Source organism: Hydrogenophaga sp. RAC07, assembly GCF_001713375.1.
Classification (GTDB): Bacteria; Pseudomonadota; Gammaproteobacteria; order Burkholderiales; family Burkholderiaceae_C; genus Hydrogenophaga.
Map to the genome: position 1 here is coordinate 3,095,045 of NZ_CP016449.1, position 16,731 is coordinate 3,111,775.

Sequence of the window (16,731 nt, forward strand, 5' to 3'; positions counted from 1 at the left end):
GCCAAGGGTGGGTTGGCTAGCATCCTAAGCACCCCCCGTCGCTGCACGGCCTACTGAAAAGCAAGCAACTTTCAGGACAACGAACGATATTCTTGATGTCAGAAACTGAAATGTATTTCTGATAAACTGGTTTCACTATGGTCACGCTCCCTGAGTTCATCCTGCTTCACGCAAAGTCCCTGCCCGAGGGAGGCGTGTTGTCGCCAAAAGAGTTTCTGCACATGGGAAGCCGCGATGCGGTCGACCAGGCTTTGTCTCGCCTCACCAAAGAGGGCAAGCTGTTGCGTGTGGCGCGGGGCACGTACGTCATGCCTGTGTCCAGCCGGTTCGGAACGCGTGCGCCCTCACCTGAAAAAGTCGTCCAGGCCCTGGCCGCCCAACATGGCGAGATCGTCTCGCCTCACGGAGCCAATGCGGCCAATGCCCTGGGGCTGACCCAACAGGTGCCGATTCGCGAGGTGTACCTGACCTCAGGCCGCACCCGCCATCTCAAGCTAGGTCGCTCCGAGATCATGGTGAAACACGCACCGCGCTGGATGCTGGCGCTTGGCCCAGGTCCGGCCGGCTCCGCCGTGCGCGCCCTGGCCTGGATGGGGCCCTCCCACGTGAGCGAATCGCTGAGCACCCTGCATCGCACGCTGCCGCCCGCCGAGTGGCAGGCACTGGCGGCGGCCCGGGCGGCGTTGCCCTCCTGGATGGCGAGGGCCATCGGCGAAGAGACGCTGCGTGGCTGAGCGCTACTTCGACTTGAACAAGGAGGACCAGAACGAAGTTCTGGAGCAGGCCCGGGCGAGGACGGGCAGACCTGCCCATCTGCTGGAGAAGGACCTGTGGGTCGTCTGGACACTCGGCGTCTTGTTTGAATCGCCGTTTGCAGCCGACCTCACCTTCAAGGGTGGCACATCGCTGTCCAAGGCGTACAAGATCTTTGAGCGGTTCTCCGAGGACATCGACCTCACCTACGACATCCGCAAACTGATCCCGGATCTCACCGGTGACGGGTACTTTCTCCCGGCAAGCCGCAGCCAGGCCAGCAGATGGAGCAAGGCCGTCAGGGATCGGCTCCCCGACTGGATCGGATCGACCGTACAGCCCCATCTGCAGGCAGCGCTTGAGCGCGAGCGACTTGGGGCAACGCTGGAAATCGCAGGCGCGGAGCACGACACACTCCTGCTGCACTACCCAGCGATCAAGCAGGGCACTGGGTATGTCTCACCCGTCATCACGCTGGAGTTTGGTGGCAGGGCCACCGGAGAGCCGCACGGCGTGCTGCCCGTTACCTGCGACATGGCCGGTCATGTCGATGGCGTGTCCTTCCCCCAGGCATTGCCGCAGGTGATGGGTGTGGCGCGGACCTTCTGGGAGAAGGCCACAGCGACACACGTCTACTGCGCGCAGGGACGCATCCGGGGTGAGCGGTACGCGCGCCATTGGCACGACCTGGCGGCCATCATGCGCAGTGAACACTTTGATGCTGTCATTGCTGATCGCGCCGTGGCCCGGGAGGTAGCGGAACACAAGTCCTGGTTCTTCAGCGAGAAGGCCGCCGACAACAAGACCATCAACTACACCTTCGCCGTCCTGGGCGCGTTGCGGATCGTGCCCGAGGGGGCCGCACGAGACGCGCTGGCCGCTGACTACGCCAAGATGCTGGAGGACGAGGTCATGGTGGGTGATGCCCTGCCCTTCGATCAACTGATGCAGGCCTGCGCCCAGATTCAGGCTCGGGCCAACGCTGCCGCTCGGACCTAAGTCGAGTCGATCGATAGCGGCACACAACGCAGATACGACCAAGGTGCAGATTCAGGGCGCCCAAACGAATTGGTGTTGAAAACACCCATTATCGATACCGACTCGCGCGCCAGAAAAATACGCCGGCTTTCATACAAGTATGGGATGCCTCGCGGGCTCTGTCGTATTATGTATGTATGACCACCTTTGCCGAAACCCTCAAAAAAGAGATCGCCCGTGTGGCCCGCAAGGAACTGCGCGAAGAAATCACGTTGCTGCGTAAGCTCGGCGCGACACAGCGAGCCGACCTTTCGGCATTGAAGAAGGAGGTCAAGTCCCTTCAGTCGAGTTTGAACCGGCTGGAGAAGATACGGGCGGCGCCCTCCTCCTCTGGCTCCATGGCCAAACCTTCGCCGACGGCCAAACCCACACCCGATACACCCCGAGGAAAGCCAGGCCGTAAAGTGACGTTCACTGCGGAGCGTCTGAAAGCCCAACGCGCCCGACTTGGCTTCACCCAGGAACAAATGGCCCAACTGCTGGGCGTCTCCGGTTTGTCCATCTGGAAATGGGAGACAGGCGGTGCTGTTCCCAGGGCCTCTCGGGTGCCTCAGATTCTTGACAGGCTCGCAATGGGCAAGCGCGATGCGTTGGCATTGATAAGCCAGAGCGACTGAGGCCCTCAACCTTGGCACAGGGCTGATTGGTCCGACAGCTGACGGTCCGAACCTGTATTTGACTTGGTCGATCGTTCCATGCTCACCTGAGGAGTTCAAGCAGAAGCCCTGACTCTACGGGCTGCACGATGGGCCAAGAAGATTTCTCTCCTTCCGGGCGGAGGTGGGCCAGCCGCTTCAATTGATCTTTTGCATACAGCTTTAGTCACAGCGGGCTGGAACTGCATTGAGAGTTCCCGGATGTGACTTCTTCTATCTGTGAGAAAGTTGAGGATCATGGCCCGAGTGATTTTTGTTTCCACTGCCACTCGGGAAGCTGGCCCTGCGTACATCACGTCCGAATTTTGAAGTTCTGGGAAGTCTTCAAAGGAAGCTCGCGTCAACGTGAACACTGCCCAGAATCGTGAGTTCATCGACTCAATAACTTTGGGAAGGGCTCGCAAACAGGAACGGATATGTGCATCGCCTAGTGACCCATCGCTCGCATCACCAGTTGGATGGACGCCTTCACCAGCAAACAATGCTCTTCCGTTGATGCAAGCGAGTAGCTACCCTTAGTAGGGTGAGAGTACCCCATGCAGTCCTCGAACATCATGCGTGCATAAGCAATGCGCAAATGGTGATCTGTGATGCTCAATCCACTCAATTGACGATGGAAGGCCAGCACACGTTGGAACCGACAAGCTCTCCGCTCTATCGACAAGCCTTCGAGGAACAGGTTGCGCTGAGTGCTGTTCGTTGTCTGGCGCAACCAACATTCGTACACGAGGCGCTGCCGTTGCGCCAAGTGTGGCGACTTTGCATTGGGGATAAAACGTGTCCGTCCATCCATTGTTCCCTTTGAAATATGCAATCCGTCATGCCGAATCGAATCGTGTGGCTTGAAAGCCAGTGCCTCTGAAAGCTGAAGACCAGAGACAAACATCAGATTGCATAACAATGCATCATAAGGGTTCGTCTTCGCCAACCTCTCTATAAAGTTTTTACATATTGCCTCAAGGTTTCTTGACCGGGCTACGACCAGAACCTCATGGAAAGAGGCACTTGGACTCGCAACGTTCAGCCTGCGAAAAGCCTTTTGTTGCCTGGGGTTCTTGGGAGGATCGTCTTGCATTTAATCTGTTCCAGTTTCAGTTGGGGATTTAAAGAGCCAAGGCCCTTGGAAGCAGGCACAGCGTGCTCAAACACGATGCCGACGCCTCAACGTTAATGCCATTCATTGATCACGGTCCCCCTGCTATCGCAGGGAAACCCCCTCGTTATCGACCCCTTGCGGACTGAATGAGGGGTCGATGTGGCTTCCCGATGCAAAGAGGTTGTGCAAGAGCGAACATTTGGTGTCTGCGCTGGTAACAAGCAAAAGTATTGACCTTCTTCTGGCCCGTTCTGTGACCGACCGATGGGCGCGCAGTCAATCCGCAAACCGCGTCCACGCCCATGTTTCCACACATGGGCGCGAACGACTCTTCGGCTACGCTTTGAAGAAAACCTCAGCACCGCCATCAGGTTGGTTTTCACCGTGAAGCAAGACGAGCAAAACGCGCCCGCTCAACAACAAATCAAGAACACCCATGGAGACACCGAGCTCGACGCGATCAAAGTCCGGCTTGATCTGGACGGTCAAATGCACCTGTTCCTCGGGGTGAATATCGAGACCCTTGGCAGCACGACCCGTCAGCCATGCGCGCTCCACGCCGGCGCGCATCAGCGCTTGCGCCACGCCCGGCGTTTTCTCTACCAACTGCACCCAACGCTCAACACGCTCTTTCTGGAGCTTGCTCATCTTCGTGACCGAACCCAAGTAAGCGGACGAAATGTCGGGCCGGGTGTGACCCAGTGCCCGCGAGACACGCTTGTAAGCATCCTCCACCAGCTGGCGGTTTGCCTTGAACCAGTCTGGCGGTTCATTGCCCTCAGCGGGCGGGCGGTGCCCGGTGATGTCATTGAACAAGTTGGCAGCAAACTCATGGCGCAAACCATGGGGCGTCACACCCAGTCCTTCCAAAGTAATGCCCAGCTTTTCCATGGTGTTGTAGAACTTCTTGCGGGCAGCCTCCATCGTCAGATTCCGGTAGCCCATACCCAGCTTTGGGAATGCCTTGGACCAGCCGAGGCAACGATCCAGGAGGTCACGCTGCAACGTTGCAATCGAGGGATCAGTCATGTAAGGAACCATCCGCGCGCGACCGCCTTTTGTCCCTCGGGTCACCTCCAACTCGCTACCGATATCGGAGTCCTGCGGGCGCAAGCTCAGCGCCTCGGATACGCGCAATCCCCAGTACAACATCAGTTCGAGCAACAGGGCCTCATGCGGGTGTTCGATTGCGATCTGCGCAATGATCGATTTGGGATCAACAGACACCGAGCTCCAGTTCTTGCTTCCTGGCGTGACCTGCTCGCGAGTCAGCGCAGAGCGGTCAACGCCTACAGCTTCCAGCAGCGCATACAAATCCTCCCGCATCGGGATGGCATCAGGTTTACCGATCAGCACGCAAAACTTGCGGAGTTGGCTCAGCTTCGTGGTCAGCGTCGCGGCAGACTGACCCTTCTCAAGCGCCCAATACGCCACCAGCGCGACGGCTTGCTTTCGTCCGATTTGATCAATCTGCTGAATCGGCATACGCAGCTTCTTCAAATCAGCGATCGCGAGCATCAGGGTCTTGCCGAAGCTAGTTCGCGTCGCTTCTGACACCGAACGGCGGCGTCCAGTGTGCGCCTGAAGATCACCATTTCCCAACACGTAAGTCGTTTGCTTGAAAGGGTCGGTGGGAAATTTTTCCTTCGCTTCTTTGATCAAGACCACATAGCTACCAGGCCCCCCCGTGGCCAGGGTATCAGCGCGAGTCAAAGCACGCTTGTTCTTACAGGACTTTCCCGTTACGCCGACATGAGCATGTACTGCGTGATTGATCCGGGTCAGACCCATTGGACGATTGGAGGCTTTCTTCATATTTGCTTTCTAAAAGGTTTCAAACCTCAAGATGAGGGGCTTGATCTGCAGGCACCATGCCTGCAGATGAAGCCCTACGAACGAGGGACTACATGCCAGATCGCTCTGACAGTTCGGCTTTGCTACTGATTGCCCGATACATCGCCTCGGACAGGCCACTCAAAGTCTTGAAATCCCGGCTTCTTTAGCAAGCTGTCCTGTCGGCGCAGTGGGGCAGCTGCGCGACCACCGTCATTGGTTGACGGGCACCCCGGCGCGGAAATGGCGGTCGGGGGGGTACTGTCTTTTTCGGACAGGGCCGTATGTGATTGGCCAGATCGAGGTAGTTCGTCACTACCCAGGTGAACTCACTTCACCGCATGACTTTTATGCGGCGTTGTCCTTCGCTGTCTTGTCCAAACTTCTCAATTTCAAGCCCGGAAGGCTCCCGGCGCAGTTGCCGGGCGAGGAGGTTTTGTGACACCGCGCCCGAGGGCTGGCGTCAGAGCAAAGTCAAAACGTAAGTTGAAAGGTGCGCTCGCGCGCACATTCATGCTCCGTAGCTCAGAGCGTTGAATGGATCCCCCGAAGGAGACTTGTTGGAATTGCACGGAGCAACCCTGTGCGGGGTTGTCCTGCCTGAGCCACGGGGCGAACTCAGTTGCCAGGTCTTGGTGACCTGCTGGTACGACGCTCAGAAAACGAAGCGTCCGAGGCAACCTCCCCAAGCAGGGAGGGTTGCCTTCACATTGACGTCTACGAAGGAACGTCTTTCAAAGTTTTGCTCGCTAGGAGCATGACATCACAGGGATTAATCAGGATGTCCGAAGTACAAGGTACAGCGAGACGGATAGTAGTTGGTTTTTTTGTGGATGTCGCGCAATGCAGGCCAGTTGCGAAGTTTATGAGACCGCAGCTCTCGCCAGTTCCGGGTTATCCATCGCCAAGAAAAATTCTTCAGATCTCAAATCTCGCACCCGAAAGCACACATTTCTTACTTAAGAATCAATGATTTGTGTATCTCTCTGCCTCTTCTCTCCATTCAGAAATTCGACTAAGCCATGCGTCGCTAAAAAGCGACAGCGGCTCGACCGTGATGCTCAACCTGTCAGTTCATCGGCCAGCGACAAGCGTCCAAACTCCTGCAGGACCTAGGTCATACAGCCGAATAAGTTGATGGACATCATTACTTGGACGCTCACCGCAGCGTTGCTGCAGATGACGAAATGCTGAGACTGCGGTGCAACCCTCCAGCAGGTTCGATTGGGTGGGTGCAGACAAAAAAGGTGGCATACAACCGCGAACTCGCGACCCTCCCGGAAAATTCGACCGCTCGACAAACCGAGGAATGTGAACAACTCTCGTTCTCCTGGGGGGCCACTAGTGACCGACATCCAAACGGACCAGATGCTCAGACCGGCTCGATGGCCTCAAGTGGCCAGTTCAGGCCGCTAGCGCCCTCTGCACATCGGGATCATGAACACGTTGAGGCTGTCCTGGCCGTTCGCGGTCGCATCCAGGCCACTGGTGTCAGGCTCGACGTCGAAATCATTCAATACTCCCTGCGCAGGAACCCGGCCTTCACAGCTAGACCGGATCCGTCGCGTGCCAACAGTGTCTACGAGCTGGTCGCCAACGCTTGCAGCCTTGCAGATCCGCATACAGACTTCGGTTCCAGCACATGTTCGTGCTTTGAATCAATGTGGAGAAACCTATGAAGCGCGAAGCGCAAATGATCACCGTACCTGCAAGAGCCATCGACGTAGGGTACGCAAACACCAAGTTCACATGTGAGCGCAAGCGTGTTCAAGGACAGAACATCATCCGGGCGGGACTCTTTCCTTCGATCACTGGGCAGCTCCAGCCAGGCGCCTCGTTCTTACACGCTCCTGGAACCTTGGGCGCTGATGGCTGCATCACCGATGTGGATGGCGTTCAACACTTCGCCGGCCTTGGTGTGACGATGCATCTGCGTGGGATTCAGCCACGACATGTCATGGCGGACTATTGCACTTCACCGTCCTACCTTGCGCTCGTTCACGGCGCCTTGCACTACATGTTGGAGGACGAAGGAAATCCCAAGGAAATGGAGATCGAACATCTCACGGTTGGGCTTCCTCTCAACAACTTCGATACGTACCGTGCGCGTCTCATAGACGTAGTACGGGGTCGCCACGCGATTTTCAGCCCCGACCCGAACGTCGGTCTTCGGCATGTCACCGTCATGGATGCGAGTGTCATCGTCCAGCCTTTGGGATCCCTCTACTACTATGGTCTAGTGAACTCAGACTTTGACACAAGTGGGTGGAATCTTGTGATAGACGTGGGTGGCGGAACCATCGACTTTCTTGTTGCGTTTGACAAGGCCCCTAACTACGTTCGCTCTGGCGCACACCCTGAATCGATGCTTGCCTGTTCGACCGCCGTGGCGAAGGCAATCAACCCCAACCTTCAGAGTCAGTTCGGCGTTGTTCAAGCAATCGACACGGCCATTCGCGATGGCAGTGAATCGGTTCTCATCGCGGGCGAGGAATTTGAAATGGCGAACTACAAAGGGGTGATCACAGAGGTACTGCGCCGTGGATACGAGGCAATGCTCAACACGGTCGGAGCTTTGGAGGATTTTCAGAACATTCTGATCTGCGGTGGTGGTGGTGCCGTTTTCTATGATTTCCTGTGTGAGCACTATCCCGCTCTGCGTCGACGCTTGCGCAACGGCGCTGACTCCACTTTCTCAAATGTGCGCGGCTTTCACGTTGTGTCGGAGTTCATGCGCGAACAGACAACTGCTGCGCGATAAGCAGTTGGGATTTTCAGATGCCCAGACGCAAGAACACTGCCGAGTCTGTTCCACCACTGCGAACTCGACTGACCATCTATCCCGACGGCGACGGAATGATGGAGTACCTGAACAACATCAACGTCGCCGGTCTCCATTCAGAAATCCTGCATCTCATGCGAATGGGGTTCCATTTTAGAAACGCATTGGCTCGGAGGGATGGTGAGATGGGACTCAACCTCGCCCCATTCAATCAGGCAGTAACGATGCATGCAATGACGGCCGACACACAATCACCAGCAAACCTGGACCCAAAATTTGGGCAAGCTCCGAGGCGAGAGGACAGTTCTCCAGAAGACGTTGCCGGCGTGGAGCAGTTCAGCAGGATCTTCGGTGCAGCCCATCGCCGTACCGCAGGGTTGTAGTGCTCCACCCAGGTGAAGGCTCACTCAACGGGTTAGGAAACACTGGCTTTTTTTGGACAACTGCACTTCAGAGGAAAAGTCCCCAGATCTGCGCACCCAGGCCTTGCTGCGCACCCACACCCGGGTGGAGCGCCCCGGCACCGTGGTGCTGCCATTGGCAGAGCGGGTGTTCAACCCCTCGCGCGAGACCCGCTTCATCCTCAGCCAGGCCCGAGCCATCGGCCCTCAGGCGGCCCGGCTGTGCGAGATGCTGTTTGCCATCAAGGGCCGCGTGGGCCAGCGCACGCTCTGGGGCATCGTCAACCTGGCGCGGCGCTACCCGCACAGGATCATCGACGCGGCCTGTGCCGCCGCCATGGAGCAAGGGGTGCACATCTACGGCCACGTCAAGGCGCTGACCGAGCGGCTGGTGGCCGATGCCTTGGCTGCCTTGGACGCTGACTCACCAACACCGTTGGCGTCGCCTTCAACGCTGACCCAGCAGCACGCGCTCATCCGCAGCGCCGATAAATATGGCGATCTGTTTGACCACGTCGCCACCGCCACCCAATCCTCCGAGAGCACCCAGTCATGAACATGATCGAGATCGAACGCGCGCTGCGCGAGCTGCGTCTGGAATCTCGTGGTCGACGTGGGCGGCGGAACGATTGACTTTCTGGCGGCCTACGACAAGGTCCCCAACTACGAACGGTCGGGTGCTCATCCAGAGTCGATGCTGGCGTGCGCGTACGAAGTGGCCAAAGCGATCAATCCGGAGCTCAAGAATCAATACGGTGTGATTCAGGCGATTGACCTGGCCATCCGCGACAACCGGGAAACCGTTCGCATTGGCGGCGAGGACTACGAAATGGCCCGATACAAGGGTGCCATCAACGAGGTCCTGCGCAGGGGTTACGAGGCAATGCTAAACACGGTGGGCGCCTTGAATGACTTTGACAACATCTTGGTCTGCGGTGGTGGTGGTGCGGTGTTCTTTGAATTTCTCCGTGAACACGCACCCGGACTGCGGCGCCGCCTGAAGATGGATGGTGGCTCAACCTTCTCCAACGTGCGCGGCTTCCAAGTAGTCGCCGACTACGCTGCGAATGAAGCCTACGCGAACGGTTGATCAAAGGGAGCACACCATGGTGCAACGAAAACGATCACAGAATCCAGACGAAGCTCTGCGGGTCCGAGTCACGATTCCCCCCGATGGAGTTGGAGTCCTGGACTATCTCAAGGGGATCAGCCCTGCAGGTCTCAACATGGAGATCCTGCAGTTGGTCCACTTGGGCAACCAGTTCCGAATGGCCAGGGGCCGCTGGAGCTTGCCGCCTTTCGGCCCACTGCATCCCACGCCAACTGCAGTTGAAGCGTCAGTCGCTCCCCTGAATCTATCGGTTCCCACTGGCGTACCTGAAAACATCCAAGTCAACGCTGCCGATCCCTTGGAGGAAGGAGCATCCGTTGCCAGTCCGTTCGATGCAAGCTTTAAGAGCATATTCGGGCCCGCGTACGAACGAACAAGGAACCGAAAGGCGTCGGCCTGACTTGGCCAGGAGTGGGATTAAGTGACGCAGTCACCATCAACTCGATCAACAACAGATCGTGGTGAGGTGAATACTTCAGGGCGACTCTTCACTGCAACCCATACAAGCACGCTTGCGCCGATTCTCCTCGGCAAGCCTTGCAATTTCTCTGTTCAACCAACGGATTCCACAAATGGCCAACAGGATTCCAACAAGCATGAATACCTTGAGCAGATCTGGCGCCGACATTTGAACTCCTGGTTGAACACAATCGTTGAAAAATATTCTAGGCGTCCATGCTCAGAAAGCAAGCTAAGCGCAGCGGAAAAGCGTGCTCCTGCGAATGTCATCGCAACTTGGTTTGTTGAGCATTGGCAACGGGCCCCTAGATTTTTCATTCACCCGATGTACTCCGCTTGCCAGCGGCCTGCAGGTCGAGCTGCAGTCGACGAAACATTGACCGCGCGGCCTTGACATCAGGGCCTCTTGTGCGAACTTGGTCTGACCAATCCACACGCAAGAGGAACGAATGACTCCCACTCTCCAAGAAGCGATTCGGGCCACGGCCTGGCGCCAAACCCTCAGACAGCACTTCGACGTTGCCGCGCTGAATCGATCTATCACCGGGGCGCCCCACTGGCTCTTGAAGTCGGTGTGCGGACGCAACCTGCTCGTGCAGAAGCTGCGTCAATTGCGGCCCGGCCTGGGATTCTCGCTCTGGGCAACCCGCAGTGCATTGGATCCCCTGCTCGAGGCCATGGTCGACGAGCTTGGGCTGCGCACGATGCCGGAACCTAGCAACCTGCAAGAGCAGATCTGCTTTCTGCGTTGGGCCGCTGCACGAATTATCTCGAGGGAGCCACTGCGCTTGCTTGGCCGAGGTTCCCTCCTCACAGGAGCTCGGGCATGAACTCCACTACCTGGCTGATGCTCGGATTCTTGATTTTTGTTGTCTGGATCGCGTATCAAGGTAACAGCAGCGCGAGAGGCCGATCATCACACTCTGATGACGACGATGACGACCCCTACAAGCAGATTCAGGATCAGATGGAGGAGGACCACTTTTACCGCCTCTGGCAGGACAGCGACTACTGATTCAGCCATGACACAACCATCACACATCAACACAAGCCAGGTGACATCTGACTTGGTTCCTGCGAAACATGCCACCGTCCGGACCGCAGGGATGCCATGAAAGAAGAACGGCAATCGCTGCTCGTGAAGTGTTTAAGCGAGATGCAACAGGGAAGCCAGACCAGGGGTGCAGGGCGCACATCCCTTCAAACAGGCGAGAACGCGATGGATCCCGGCGTACAAACCGCAGAGGATCTGGACCAACTTGCCGTCACGGCGACCCGGCTGGCCTACCGGCACCGCCAAAAAGTCACTTTCAATGACCTCCTGGCCATTCCCGTGCTGTTCTGCGAGATGGACCATGTGGTCGTTAATAACGGCCCAGCTCTGCGGCCGCGCTCAACACATTGGGACATGGTTCAGGAGGCCCTGCAAAATTGGGCACCCGAAGGCGTACGCACAAGTGTCCTGCACCGGCTACCGTGGGTAACCGATCTTGAGCACTGGGAACCTGAGACCACCCGCTTCTTGCTGGAACACGCGCTGCCCGGAGGTGCGACGTTTCAGCATGAGCTCGCACTACCAGCACATCAACCTGCACAAAGCCCAGCATCGCGCCTTGGCTTCATCCTGCTGGTGGCAAGCAGTGAACGAGGCTGGCCAACGCGATGGCTGCGCCGTGTGCAGGAGGGCGCACGTCTCAAAGCTGTCATGAAATTTTTGCTCGAATTCGAAGGGGCATGTGTCGCGCAAGTGGGTGCGGTGTTACCCGCATCGGAAGCACTGACACAGGGAATCTGCGACTGGTTGACGCTGGAGGTCGAGCTCTCAGGCCACAACGCCTGGGACCTTCATCTCGACCGATACGACGCGGATCGCAGGTGGATCCATCTCGCGCGAGCAGGCGAGCCAGCGTCCCAGCTTCGCGTCCCCCTCCGGTCCCATCTGATTGGTTCGACCGGCCTGTCACGAATCGCGTCCCACATGGGCCTACTAGCCCCACGCCACCCAGAGGTACGGCAGTGAAGCGCAGTCTTGAGATGTATCTGCTGGCGATTGGCATCTGTGGACTTACGCTTGGCTATGTGGCTTGGCCGGGGACCGCATGGGGAGGCGCCCTCAGCGTCGTGCTGCCTTTCATGTGCGGACTTCAGCCAACGCGGCTGCGAGCTTTGGCAATCTCCGCTGGCTATTACCTTGGCGCGCTCGGCCCGTACGCTATCGGTGAACTCCTGGTCACACAGGGCACCGATGGATGGGAAAGGCTGATGACCGCTTGCCTGGTTCTGGCTTTCTCCTCATCGGCATGGGCGCTCACTGGTGGCCACCACCCAACTGCATTTAGGCGGTTCATCACCATGCTGGGCGCGTGGTTCGTGACACTCGTCACACCAATGGGTGGATGGGGTTTGGCACATCCCGCCCTGGGTTGGCTCTTCATCGGCAAGGGGGGAATGGGCGCGCTGACCCTTGTCGCTGCTGGCGTGTTGACCTCGCTCCTGCTCACCGCCATTCGCAGAGAACGTGAGCAGCAGGCACCGGTGAGCGTCATCTCCGGGCGATCGCTCGCCTTTGCTATCTGCGCCACTGTGATTCTGGGCGGAACCTTCGATCAGACGGCTGCGCCAAGCCACTTAGGTCCTGTCGCAGCAGTGTCGGCCAATCGAACTCAGGGGAAGCTGCATAGCCCCGACGTGCAGCGTAAAAAAGCCCTGCGGCTTGAGGCGCTGCTCGGCAAGCTCGCCCTGGTCAACCAGCAGCATGATCCGATCCTGTTGGTGTTCACACCTCAGCGGGACTTCGGGGTGAATCAGTTCACAGACCGGCAGGCCGTGCTACAGGAGCTTCGTGCGGCAGTGACGCGCCACAGGATCGGATTGGTCGTTAACATGGCGGCTGCGACCTTGGGACATCCGGTACCGGCTACTTCGGAGTGCATCGCCATGCTCCCGAGCACGCTGGCAAACACAGTCAAGTTCCGGAGCCCAACCTGCAACGTCGAGGTGATTGCGATGGACCCATCTGCTACTGCTCCCGGTAGCAGGGCTGATGAGCACGGGGGACCAGCACAACTTGAAGTTGCTTATCAACATTGGCCCCGCGATGACTTGAAACCCTTTCTGGCACTCTGGCATGCAAGCGCGGCAGCAACCCATCCAGCGCGGATCGTCGTTTTGAGTATTGCGGACGGCACTCCTCAGATGACTTACGCCAGCCGTTTCATGGCAAAACACGTCCTGTCGCTTGCCTGGGCCACACGCAGTGGCGTTGTCGCCGAAACCATGAGACGCGGGCCAGCGTGAAACGCGATGGACAGTTGGGGCAGGCGTGCGAGCACTGACAAGCTCCAGCGCGCAGGACTGGTCGTGATCGATTGACCAGGTTCGGTCAGCACAATACATTTCTAGTCACCGTACAACAGTACGTGAAGGCACATGCCTTCCTTCAACTTGAGTTCACTGATTTTTATGAGTGAACTCCGCCCAGATCAGCGTTGTGACAAGTCTCGAATGAAAAGACTGGTCATGGTTGTCTGATTGATTCAGATCTGACCTAGATACCCGGGTCAGCGCACGCAAGTGCGTGAAGGCGAAATCCTTCAATCATCGCGAGCTAGCAGCCATTCACGCGCCAGCTTCGCACCGGCCGCCTTCTGCGCAGGCCACACAGGCATTTTCCGTTCCGCTCTTCGCAAAGCGGGCTCTTCATTTTTTCCTTTTCATCATTTGGGCAAGTTGTCTGTGCCCAGGCTCGGCTTTGCCTCACTGAGGCGCTTGCGTACTGCCGTGCTCTTGACAAGTGACTGACCTATGCAATCTTGATCAGAGAGAACCACACATGAAAGAAAAACCACGGCCTGACTTCGACGATGAACTCCCTCGGTACTGCATGAACCGCCAGCACGCCATTCAAGCACTTTGCGTCAAGCCAAACTACTTCGACACGCACATCAGGCCGCGCTTGAGAACAACAAAGCAAGGAACTTCTCTCCTGTTCCTTTGCGAAGAAGTGAAGGCGATCGCATACGAAATGTTCAATGCACCCGGCACTGAGATCGCTCGCGCCGACGACACGCAAACCAAACCTGAGAAAACGAGCGCAACACCATGGGAAAAAAATCAACAGGCATCTATCAACGTCAAAACGGTAGCTGGGTCGTCGACAAATTCGTCGAAGGCGTTCGTCTTTACCAAAGCTTTGAATCGTATGAAGACGCAGAAGCGTGGCTGACCCGGGAACTAGAGGTACTACGGCAGACGCGCGTCCATGGCGGCACTCCGCAGATCACCTTCGACCAAGCAGCTGGGCGCTACATTGAAGAGAATATGCATCTTCCGTCAGTTGAGTCATCTGGCTATCACCTGAAGGCGGTGATACCGTACGTTGGCGACCTTCTGCTTGAGCAAGTTCACTCCGGAACACTGCAGCCTTTCATCGATGCTCGACGCAAGGCAAAGATCTCACACAAAACGATCAATCTGAGCTTGGGAGCGGTGCGTCGAGTGCTCAATCTGGCAGCGGGCACATGGCGCGACTCCGAGTCGGGCAAGCCTTGGCTGGCCTCGGCCCCACTGATCACCATGTTGCCTTTGACAGGTTATCAGCGGTCGCCGCGACCGATCACCTGGGACGAGCAGGAGCGTTTGCTCAAGGAGTTGCCGAAACATCTTCACGACATGGCGCTGTTTATCCTGCACAGTGGCGTGCGAGATGATGTGGTTTGTAATCTCCAATGGGATTGGGAGATCCCAGTACCGGAGCTCAACATCTCTGTGTTCGAGACTCCACCAGAAAACGTCAAGGGTCGCCGCACTTCAAAGCTGGTGGTGTGCAACCGCATTTCTCAGGCGGTGATTGAGGAAGCACGAGGACATCACCCTACCCACGTTTTTGCGATGTCATGGCGCCACCGTGAACTGGGACCGATTAAGGCCATGAACAACAGCGCGTGGCAAGCTGCGCGCTCAAGGGCTGGTTTGGGCGATCTGCGTGTCCACGACCTTCGACACACCGTGGGCATGCGACTGCGTGAGGCAGGAGTCAGTGAGTCGACTCGACGGGACGTGTTGTGGCACAGCAATCGCTCCGTCACCAACCACTACTCCATGGCCCAGATTCGAGAGCTTCATGAAGCTCTGGAGAAGATCACACAGCCGACCAATGGCTGGAACAAGAGCCTCCAGGCGCTAAAAGCGGAGCATGCGCTGCGGAAAGCTGGCACACGGACTTGAGCCTCGGAAGCTGATGATCAATTCCGAGTCCCGCAAAAGTCCCGCAGCAAAGAAAAACGGGCTAGCTCTTTTGGAGCTAACCCGTTGATCTAGAACGATGTTCTGGTGCGGCTGGCAGGAATTGAACCCACGACCCCTTGGTTCGTAGCCAAGTACTCTATCCAACTGAGCTACAGCCGCGAAGCCTCGAATTATAGCAGGGTTTTTCTTGGTAGGCCGTGTTGGACTTGAACCAACGACCAAAGGATTATGAGTCCTCTGCTCTAACCAACTGAGCTAACGGCCCTGCGCAAGGGGATTGTAGGGGTCGCCCCGTCCCGTCCTATTTGTTGTGGCTCAGGGCATTGCCCACCAGCTTGGCCGTCACGTCCACGATCTGGATCATGCGCTCATAGGGCATGCGCTGGGGGCCGATCACGCCCAGCGTGCCGACGATCTGGCCATCGACTTCGTAAGGCGCCGTCACAACCGACAGGTCTTCATACGGCACGACCTGGCTTTCGCCACCAATGTAGATGCGCACGCCGTCGGCCTGGGCCGACACATCGAGCAGGCGGATGAGCTGGGTCTTTTGTTCGAACAGGTCGAACATGCGGCGCAGGTTGCCCATGTCGCTGGAGAACTCGGTCACCGACAGCAGGTTGCGTTCGCCGGACACCACCACCTCGTCCTGCGCGGCATCACCTTCAGCGCCGATGTCCACCGCAGCTTTCATGAGGTCGGCGATTTCGCCGCGCAAGGCGTCGACTTCGTGTTTCAACCGCTCACGCACAGCTTCCATGGTCAGGCCCGAGTAGTGGCTGTTGAGGAAGTTGGCGGCTTCGAGCAGTTGCGACTGCGTGAACGTGGCCTGCGTGTGGATGATGCGGTTCTGCACCTCACCCTCGGGCGACACGATGATCACCAGCACGCGGCGGTCGGAGAGGCTCAGGAATTCGATGTGGCGAAACACCGAGGCGCGGCGTGGAGCCGTGATCACGCCCACGAACTGCGACAGGCTGGACAGCATGTTCGCCGCGTGGCTGATGACGCGGTGGGGCTGACCGGCCTCGATGCCCGGCGCCGTCATCTCGTTCACGGGCGACAAGCCTTCGCGGCGCACAGTGAGCATGGTGTCGACAAACATGCGGTAGCCGCGCGCGGTGGGGATGCGCCCGGCCGAGGTGTGCGGGCTGGCGATCAGGCCGAGCTCCTCCAGGTCGCTCATCACGTTGCGGATGGTGGCCGGCGACAGCTCCATGCCCGCCGCACGCGCCAGGGTGCGCGAGCCCACGGGCTGGCCGTCGGCGATGTATCGCTCGACGAGGGTTTTGAGCAGCAGCTTCGCGCGGTCATCCAACATCGTTTCATTTTACGGAGAGACCGATGCCCGGCAC

General features: G+C 57.8%; 15 protein-coding genes, 2 tRNA genes and 1 pseudogene. 13 read left to right on the forward strand and 5 right to left on the reverse strand.

The genetic code is table 11. The features are described 5' to 3' along the window. Nucleotides 1-137: 137 nt before the first annotated feature. The 3 genes from BSY239_RS14470 to BSY239_RS14480 all read left to right on the forward strand — a co-directional run bounded on the left by BSY239_RS14470 (nt 138) and on the right by BSY239_RS14480 (nt 2,408). The gene (locus BSY239_RS14470; RefSeq protein ID WP_069047407.1) at nt 138-734 is read left to right on the forward strand and encodes a DUF6088 family protein; all 597 of its coding nucleotides are present in this window, start codon (nt 138-140) and stop codon (nt 732-734) included. Beyond that, on the forward strand, nt 727-1,752 hold the full coding sequence (locus BSY239_RS14475) for a nucleotidyl transferase AbiEii/AbiGii toxin family protein (RefSeq protein WP_069047408.1): 1,026 nt from the start codon (nt 727-729) through the stop codon (nt 1,750-1,752). The genes BSY239_RS14470 and BSY239_RS14475 overlap by 8 nt, the downstream gene beginning before the upstream one ends. Nucleotides 1,753-1,928: 176 nt before the next feature. Then, complete coding sequence (locus BSY239_RS14480) at nt 1,929-2,408, forward strand: helix-turn-helix domain-containing protein (RefSeq protein ID WP_069047409.1); 480 nt, start codon at nt 1,929-1,931, stop codon at nt 2,406-2,408. Between the two features lie 466 nt (nt 2,409-2,874). Here the strand turns inward: BSY239_RS14480 and BSY239_RS22495 are convergent, their stop codons facing one another. Both BSY239_RS22495 and BSY239_RS14485 read right to left on the reverse strand, forming a co-directional pair. Next, nucleotides 2,875-3,522, reverse strand: a complete 648-nt coding sequence (locus BSY239_RS22495; RefSeq protein ID WP_156775495.1) for a hypothetical protein — start codon at nt 3,520-3,522, stop codon at nt 2,875-2,877. Between the two features lie 357 nt (nt 3,523-3,879). Continuing rightward, nucleotides 3,880-5,358, reverse strand: a complete 1,479-nt coding sequence (locus tag BSY239_RS14485) for a tyrosine-type recombinase/integrase (protein ID WP_083239990.1) — start codon at nt 5,356-5,358, stop codon at nt 3,880-3,882. A 1,693-nt stretch (nt 5,359-7,051) separates the two neighbouring features. On the opposite strand from BSY239_RS14485, the gene BSY239_RS14495 reads away from it, so the two are divergent. The 10 genes and pseudogenes from BSY239_RS14495 (at nt 7,052) to BSY239_RS22730 (ending at nt 15,355) form a co-directional block, all read left to right on the forward strand. Next, the gene (locus BSY239_RS14495) at nt 7,052-8,137 is read left to right on the forward strand and encodes a ParM/StbA family protein (protein WP_156775496.1); all 1,086 of its coding nucleotides are present in this window, start codon (nt 7,052-7,054) and stop codon (nt 8,135-8,137) included. 17 nt (nt 8,138-8,154) lie between these two features. Further along, nucleotides 8,155-8,541 (forward strand): hypothetical protein, encoded by a 387-nt coding sequence (locus BSY239_RS22500; protein WP_156775497.1) that lies wholly within the window; start codon nt 8,155-8,157, stop codon nt 8,539-8,541. A gap of 85 nt (nt 8,542-8,626) precedes the next feature. Further along, nucleotides 8,627-9,115 (forward strand): annotated as a pseudogene (locus tag BSY239_RS14500) (IS21 family transposase); the annotation flags it as partial. Nucleotides 9,116-9,163: 48 nt separating this feature from the next. Continuing rightward, on the forward strand, nt 9,164-9,649 hold the full coding sequence (locus tag BSY239_RS14505) for a hypothetical protein (RefSeq protein WP_069047413.1): 486 nt from the start codon (nt 9,164-9,166) through the stop codon (nt 9,647-9,649). A 929-nt stretch (nt 9,650-10,578) separates the two neighbouring features. Continuing rightward, nucleotides 10,579-10,959 (forward strand): hypothetical protein, encoded by a 381-nt coding sequence (locus BSY239_RS14515; protein WP_069047415.1) that lies wholly within the window; start codon nt 10,579-10,581, stop codon nt 10,957-10,959. Further along, entirely contained in the window at nt 10,956-11,144 is a 189-nt protein-coding gene (locus BSY239_RS22505; protein ID WP_156775498.1) for a hypothetical protein, read from the forward strand. The genes BSY239_RS14515 and BSY239_RS22505 overlap by 4 nt, the downstream gene beginning before the upstream one ends. Nucleotides 11,145-11,240: 96 nt before the next feature. After that, entirely contained in the window at nt 11,241-12,149 is a 909-nt protein-coding gene (locus BSY239_RS14520; protein WP_156775499.1) for a hypothetical protein, read from the forward strand. Continuing rightward, nucleotides 12,146-13,426: a hypothetical protein gene (locus tag BSY239_RS14525; RefSeq protein ID WP_156775500.1), complete on the forward strand. Its 1,281-nt coding sequence runs from the start codon at nt 12,146-12,148 to the stop codon at nt 13,424-13,426. Before BSY239_RS14520 ends, BSY239_RS14525 begins: the two co-directional genes overlap by 4 nt. 535 nt (nt 13,427-13,961) lie before the next feature. Next, nucleotides 13,962-14,354 (forward strand): hypothetical protein, encoded by a 393-nt coding sequence (locus BSY239_RS22725; protein ID WP_216637482.1) that lies wholly within the window; start codon nt 13,962-13,964, stop codon nt 14,352-14,354. A 350-nt stretch (nt 14,355-14,704) separates the two neighbouring features. Then, nucleotides 14,705-15,355 (forward strand): tyrosine-type recombinase/integrase, encoded by a 651-nt coding sequence (locus BSY239_RS22730; protein WP_216637530.1) that lies wholly within the window; start codon nt 14,705-14,707, stop codon nt 15,353-15,355. A gap of 103 nt (nt 15,356-15,458) precedes the next feature. Here the strand turns inward: BSY239_RS22730 and BSY239_RS14535 are convergent. From BSY239_RS14535 to hrcA, 3 genes are all read right to left on the reverse strand, one after another. Continuing rightward, nucleotides 15,459-15,535 (reverse strand) — tRNA-Arg (locus BSY239_RS14535). Nucleotides 15,536-15,564: 29 nt separating this feature from the next. Continuing rightward, nucleotides 15,565-15,641: transfer RNA gene (locus BSY239_RS14540), tRNA-Ile, on the reverse strand. 36 nt (nt 15,642-15,677) lie between these two features. Beyond that, nucleotides 15,678-16,697 carry a heat-inducible transcriptional repressor HrcA gene (gene hrcA, locus BSY239_RS14545; RefSeq protein WP_069047419.1) on the reverse strand — a complete coding sequence of 340 codons (1,020 nt, stop codon included), beginning with the start codon at nt 16,695-16,697 and terminating at the stop codon, nt 15,678-15,680. Between the last annotated feature and the right edge of the window lie 34 nt (nt 16,698-16,731).

Bases quoted from the DNA above. Each gene is read 5' to 3' on its own strand.
- BSY239_RS14470 (WP_069047407.1), top strand. From the start codon at position 138: ATGGTCACGCTCCCTGAGTTCATCCTGCTTCACGCAAAGTCCCTGCCC.
- BSY239_RS14480 (WP_069047409.1), top strand. From the start codon at position 1,929: ATGACCACCTTTGCCGAAACCCTCAAAAAAGAGATCGCCCGTGTGGCC.
- BSY239_RS22495 (WP_156775495.1), bottom strand. From the start codon at position 3,522: ATGCAAGACGATCCTCCCAAGAACCCCAGGCAACAAAAGGCTTTTCGC.
- BSY239_RS14485 (WP_083239990.1), bottom strand. From the start codon at position 5,358: ATGAAGAAAGCCTCCAATCGTCCAATGGGTCTGACCCGGATCAATCAC.
- BSY239_RS14495 (WP_156775496.1), top strand. From the start codon at position 7,052: ATGAAGCGCGAAGCGCAAATGATCACCGTACCTGCAAGAGCCATCGAC.
- BSY239_RS22500 (WP_156775497.1), top strand. From the start codon at position 8,155: ATGCCCAGACGCAAGAACACTGCCGAGTCTGTTCCACCACTGCGAACT.
- BSY239_RS14515 (WP_069047415.1), top strand. From the start codon at position 10,579: ATGACTCCCACTCTCCAAGAAGCGATTCGGGCCACGGCCTGGCGCCAA.
- BSY239_RS22505 (WP_156775498.1), top strand. From the start codon at position 10,956: ATGAACTCCACTACCTGGCTGATGCTCGGATTCTTGATTTTTGTTGTC.
- BSY239_RS14520 (WP_156775499.1), top strand. From the start codon at position 11,241: ATGAAAGAAGAACGGCAATCGCTGCTCGTGAAGTGTTTAAGCGAGATG.
- BSY239_RS22725 (WP_216637482.1), top strand. From the start codon at position 13,962: ATGAAAGAAAAACCACGGCCTGACTTCGACGATGAACTCCCTCGGTAC.
- BSY239_RS22730 (WP_216637530.1), top strand. From the start codon at position 14,705: ATGTTGCCTTTGACAGGTTATCAGCGGTCGCCGCGACCGATCACCTGG.
- hrcA (WP_069047419.1), bottom strand. From the start codon at position 16,697: ATGTTGGATGACCGCGCGAAGCTGCTGCTCAAAACCCTCGTCGAGCGA.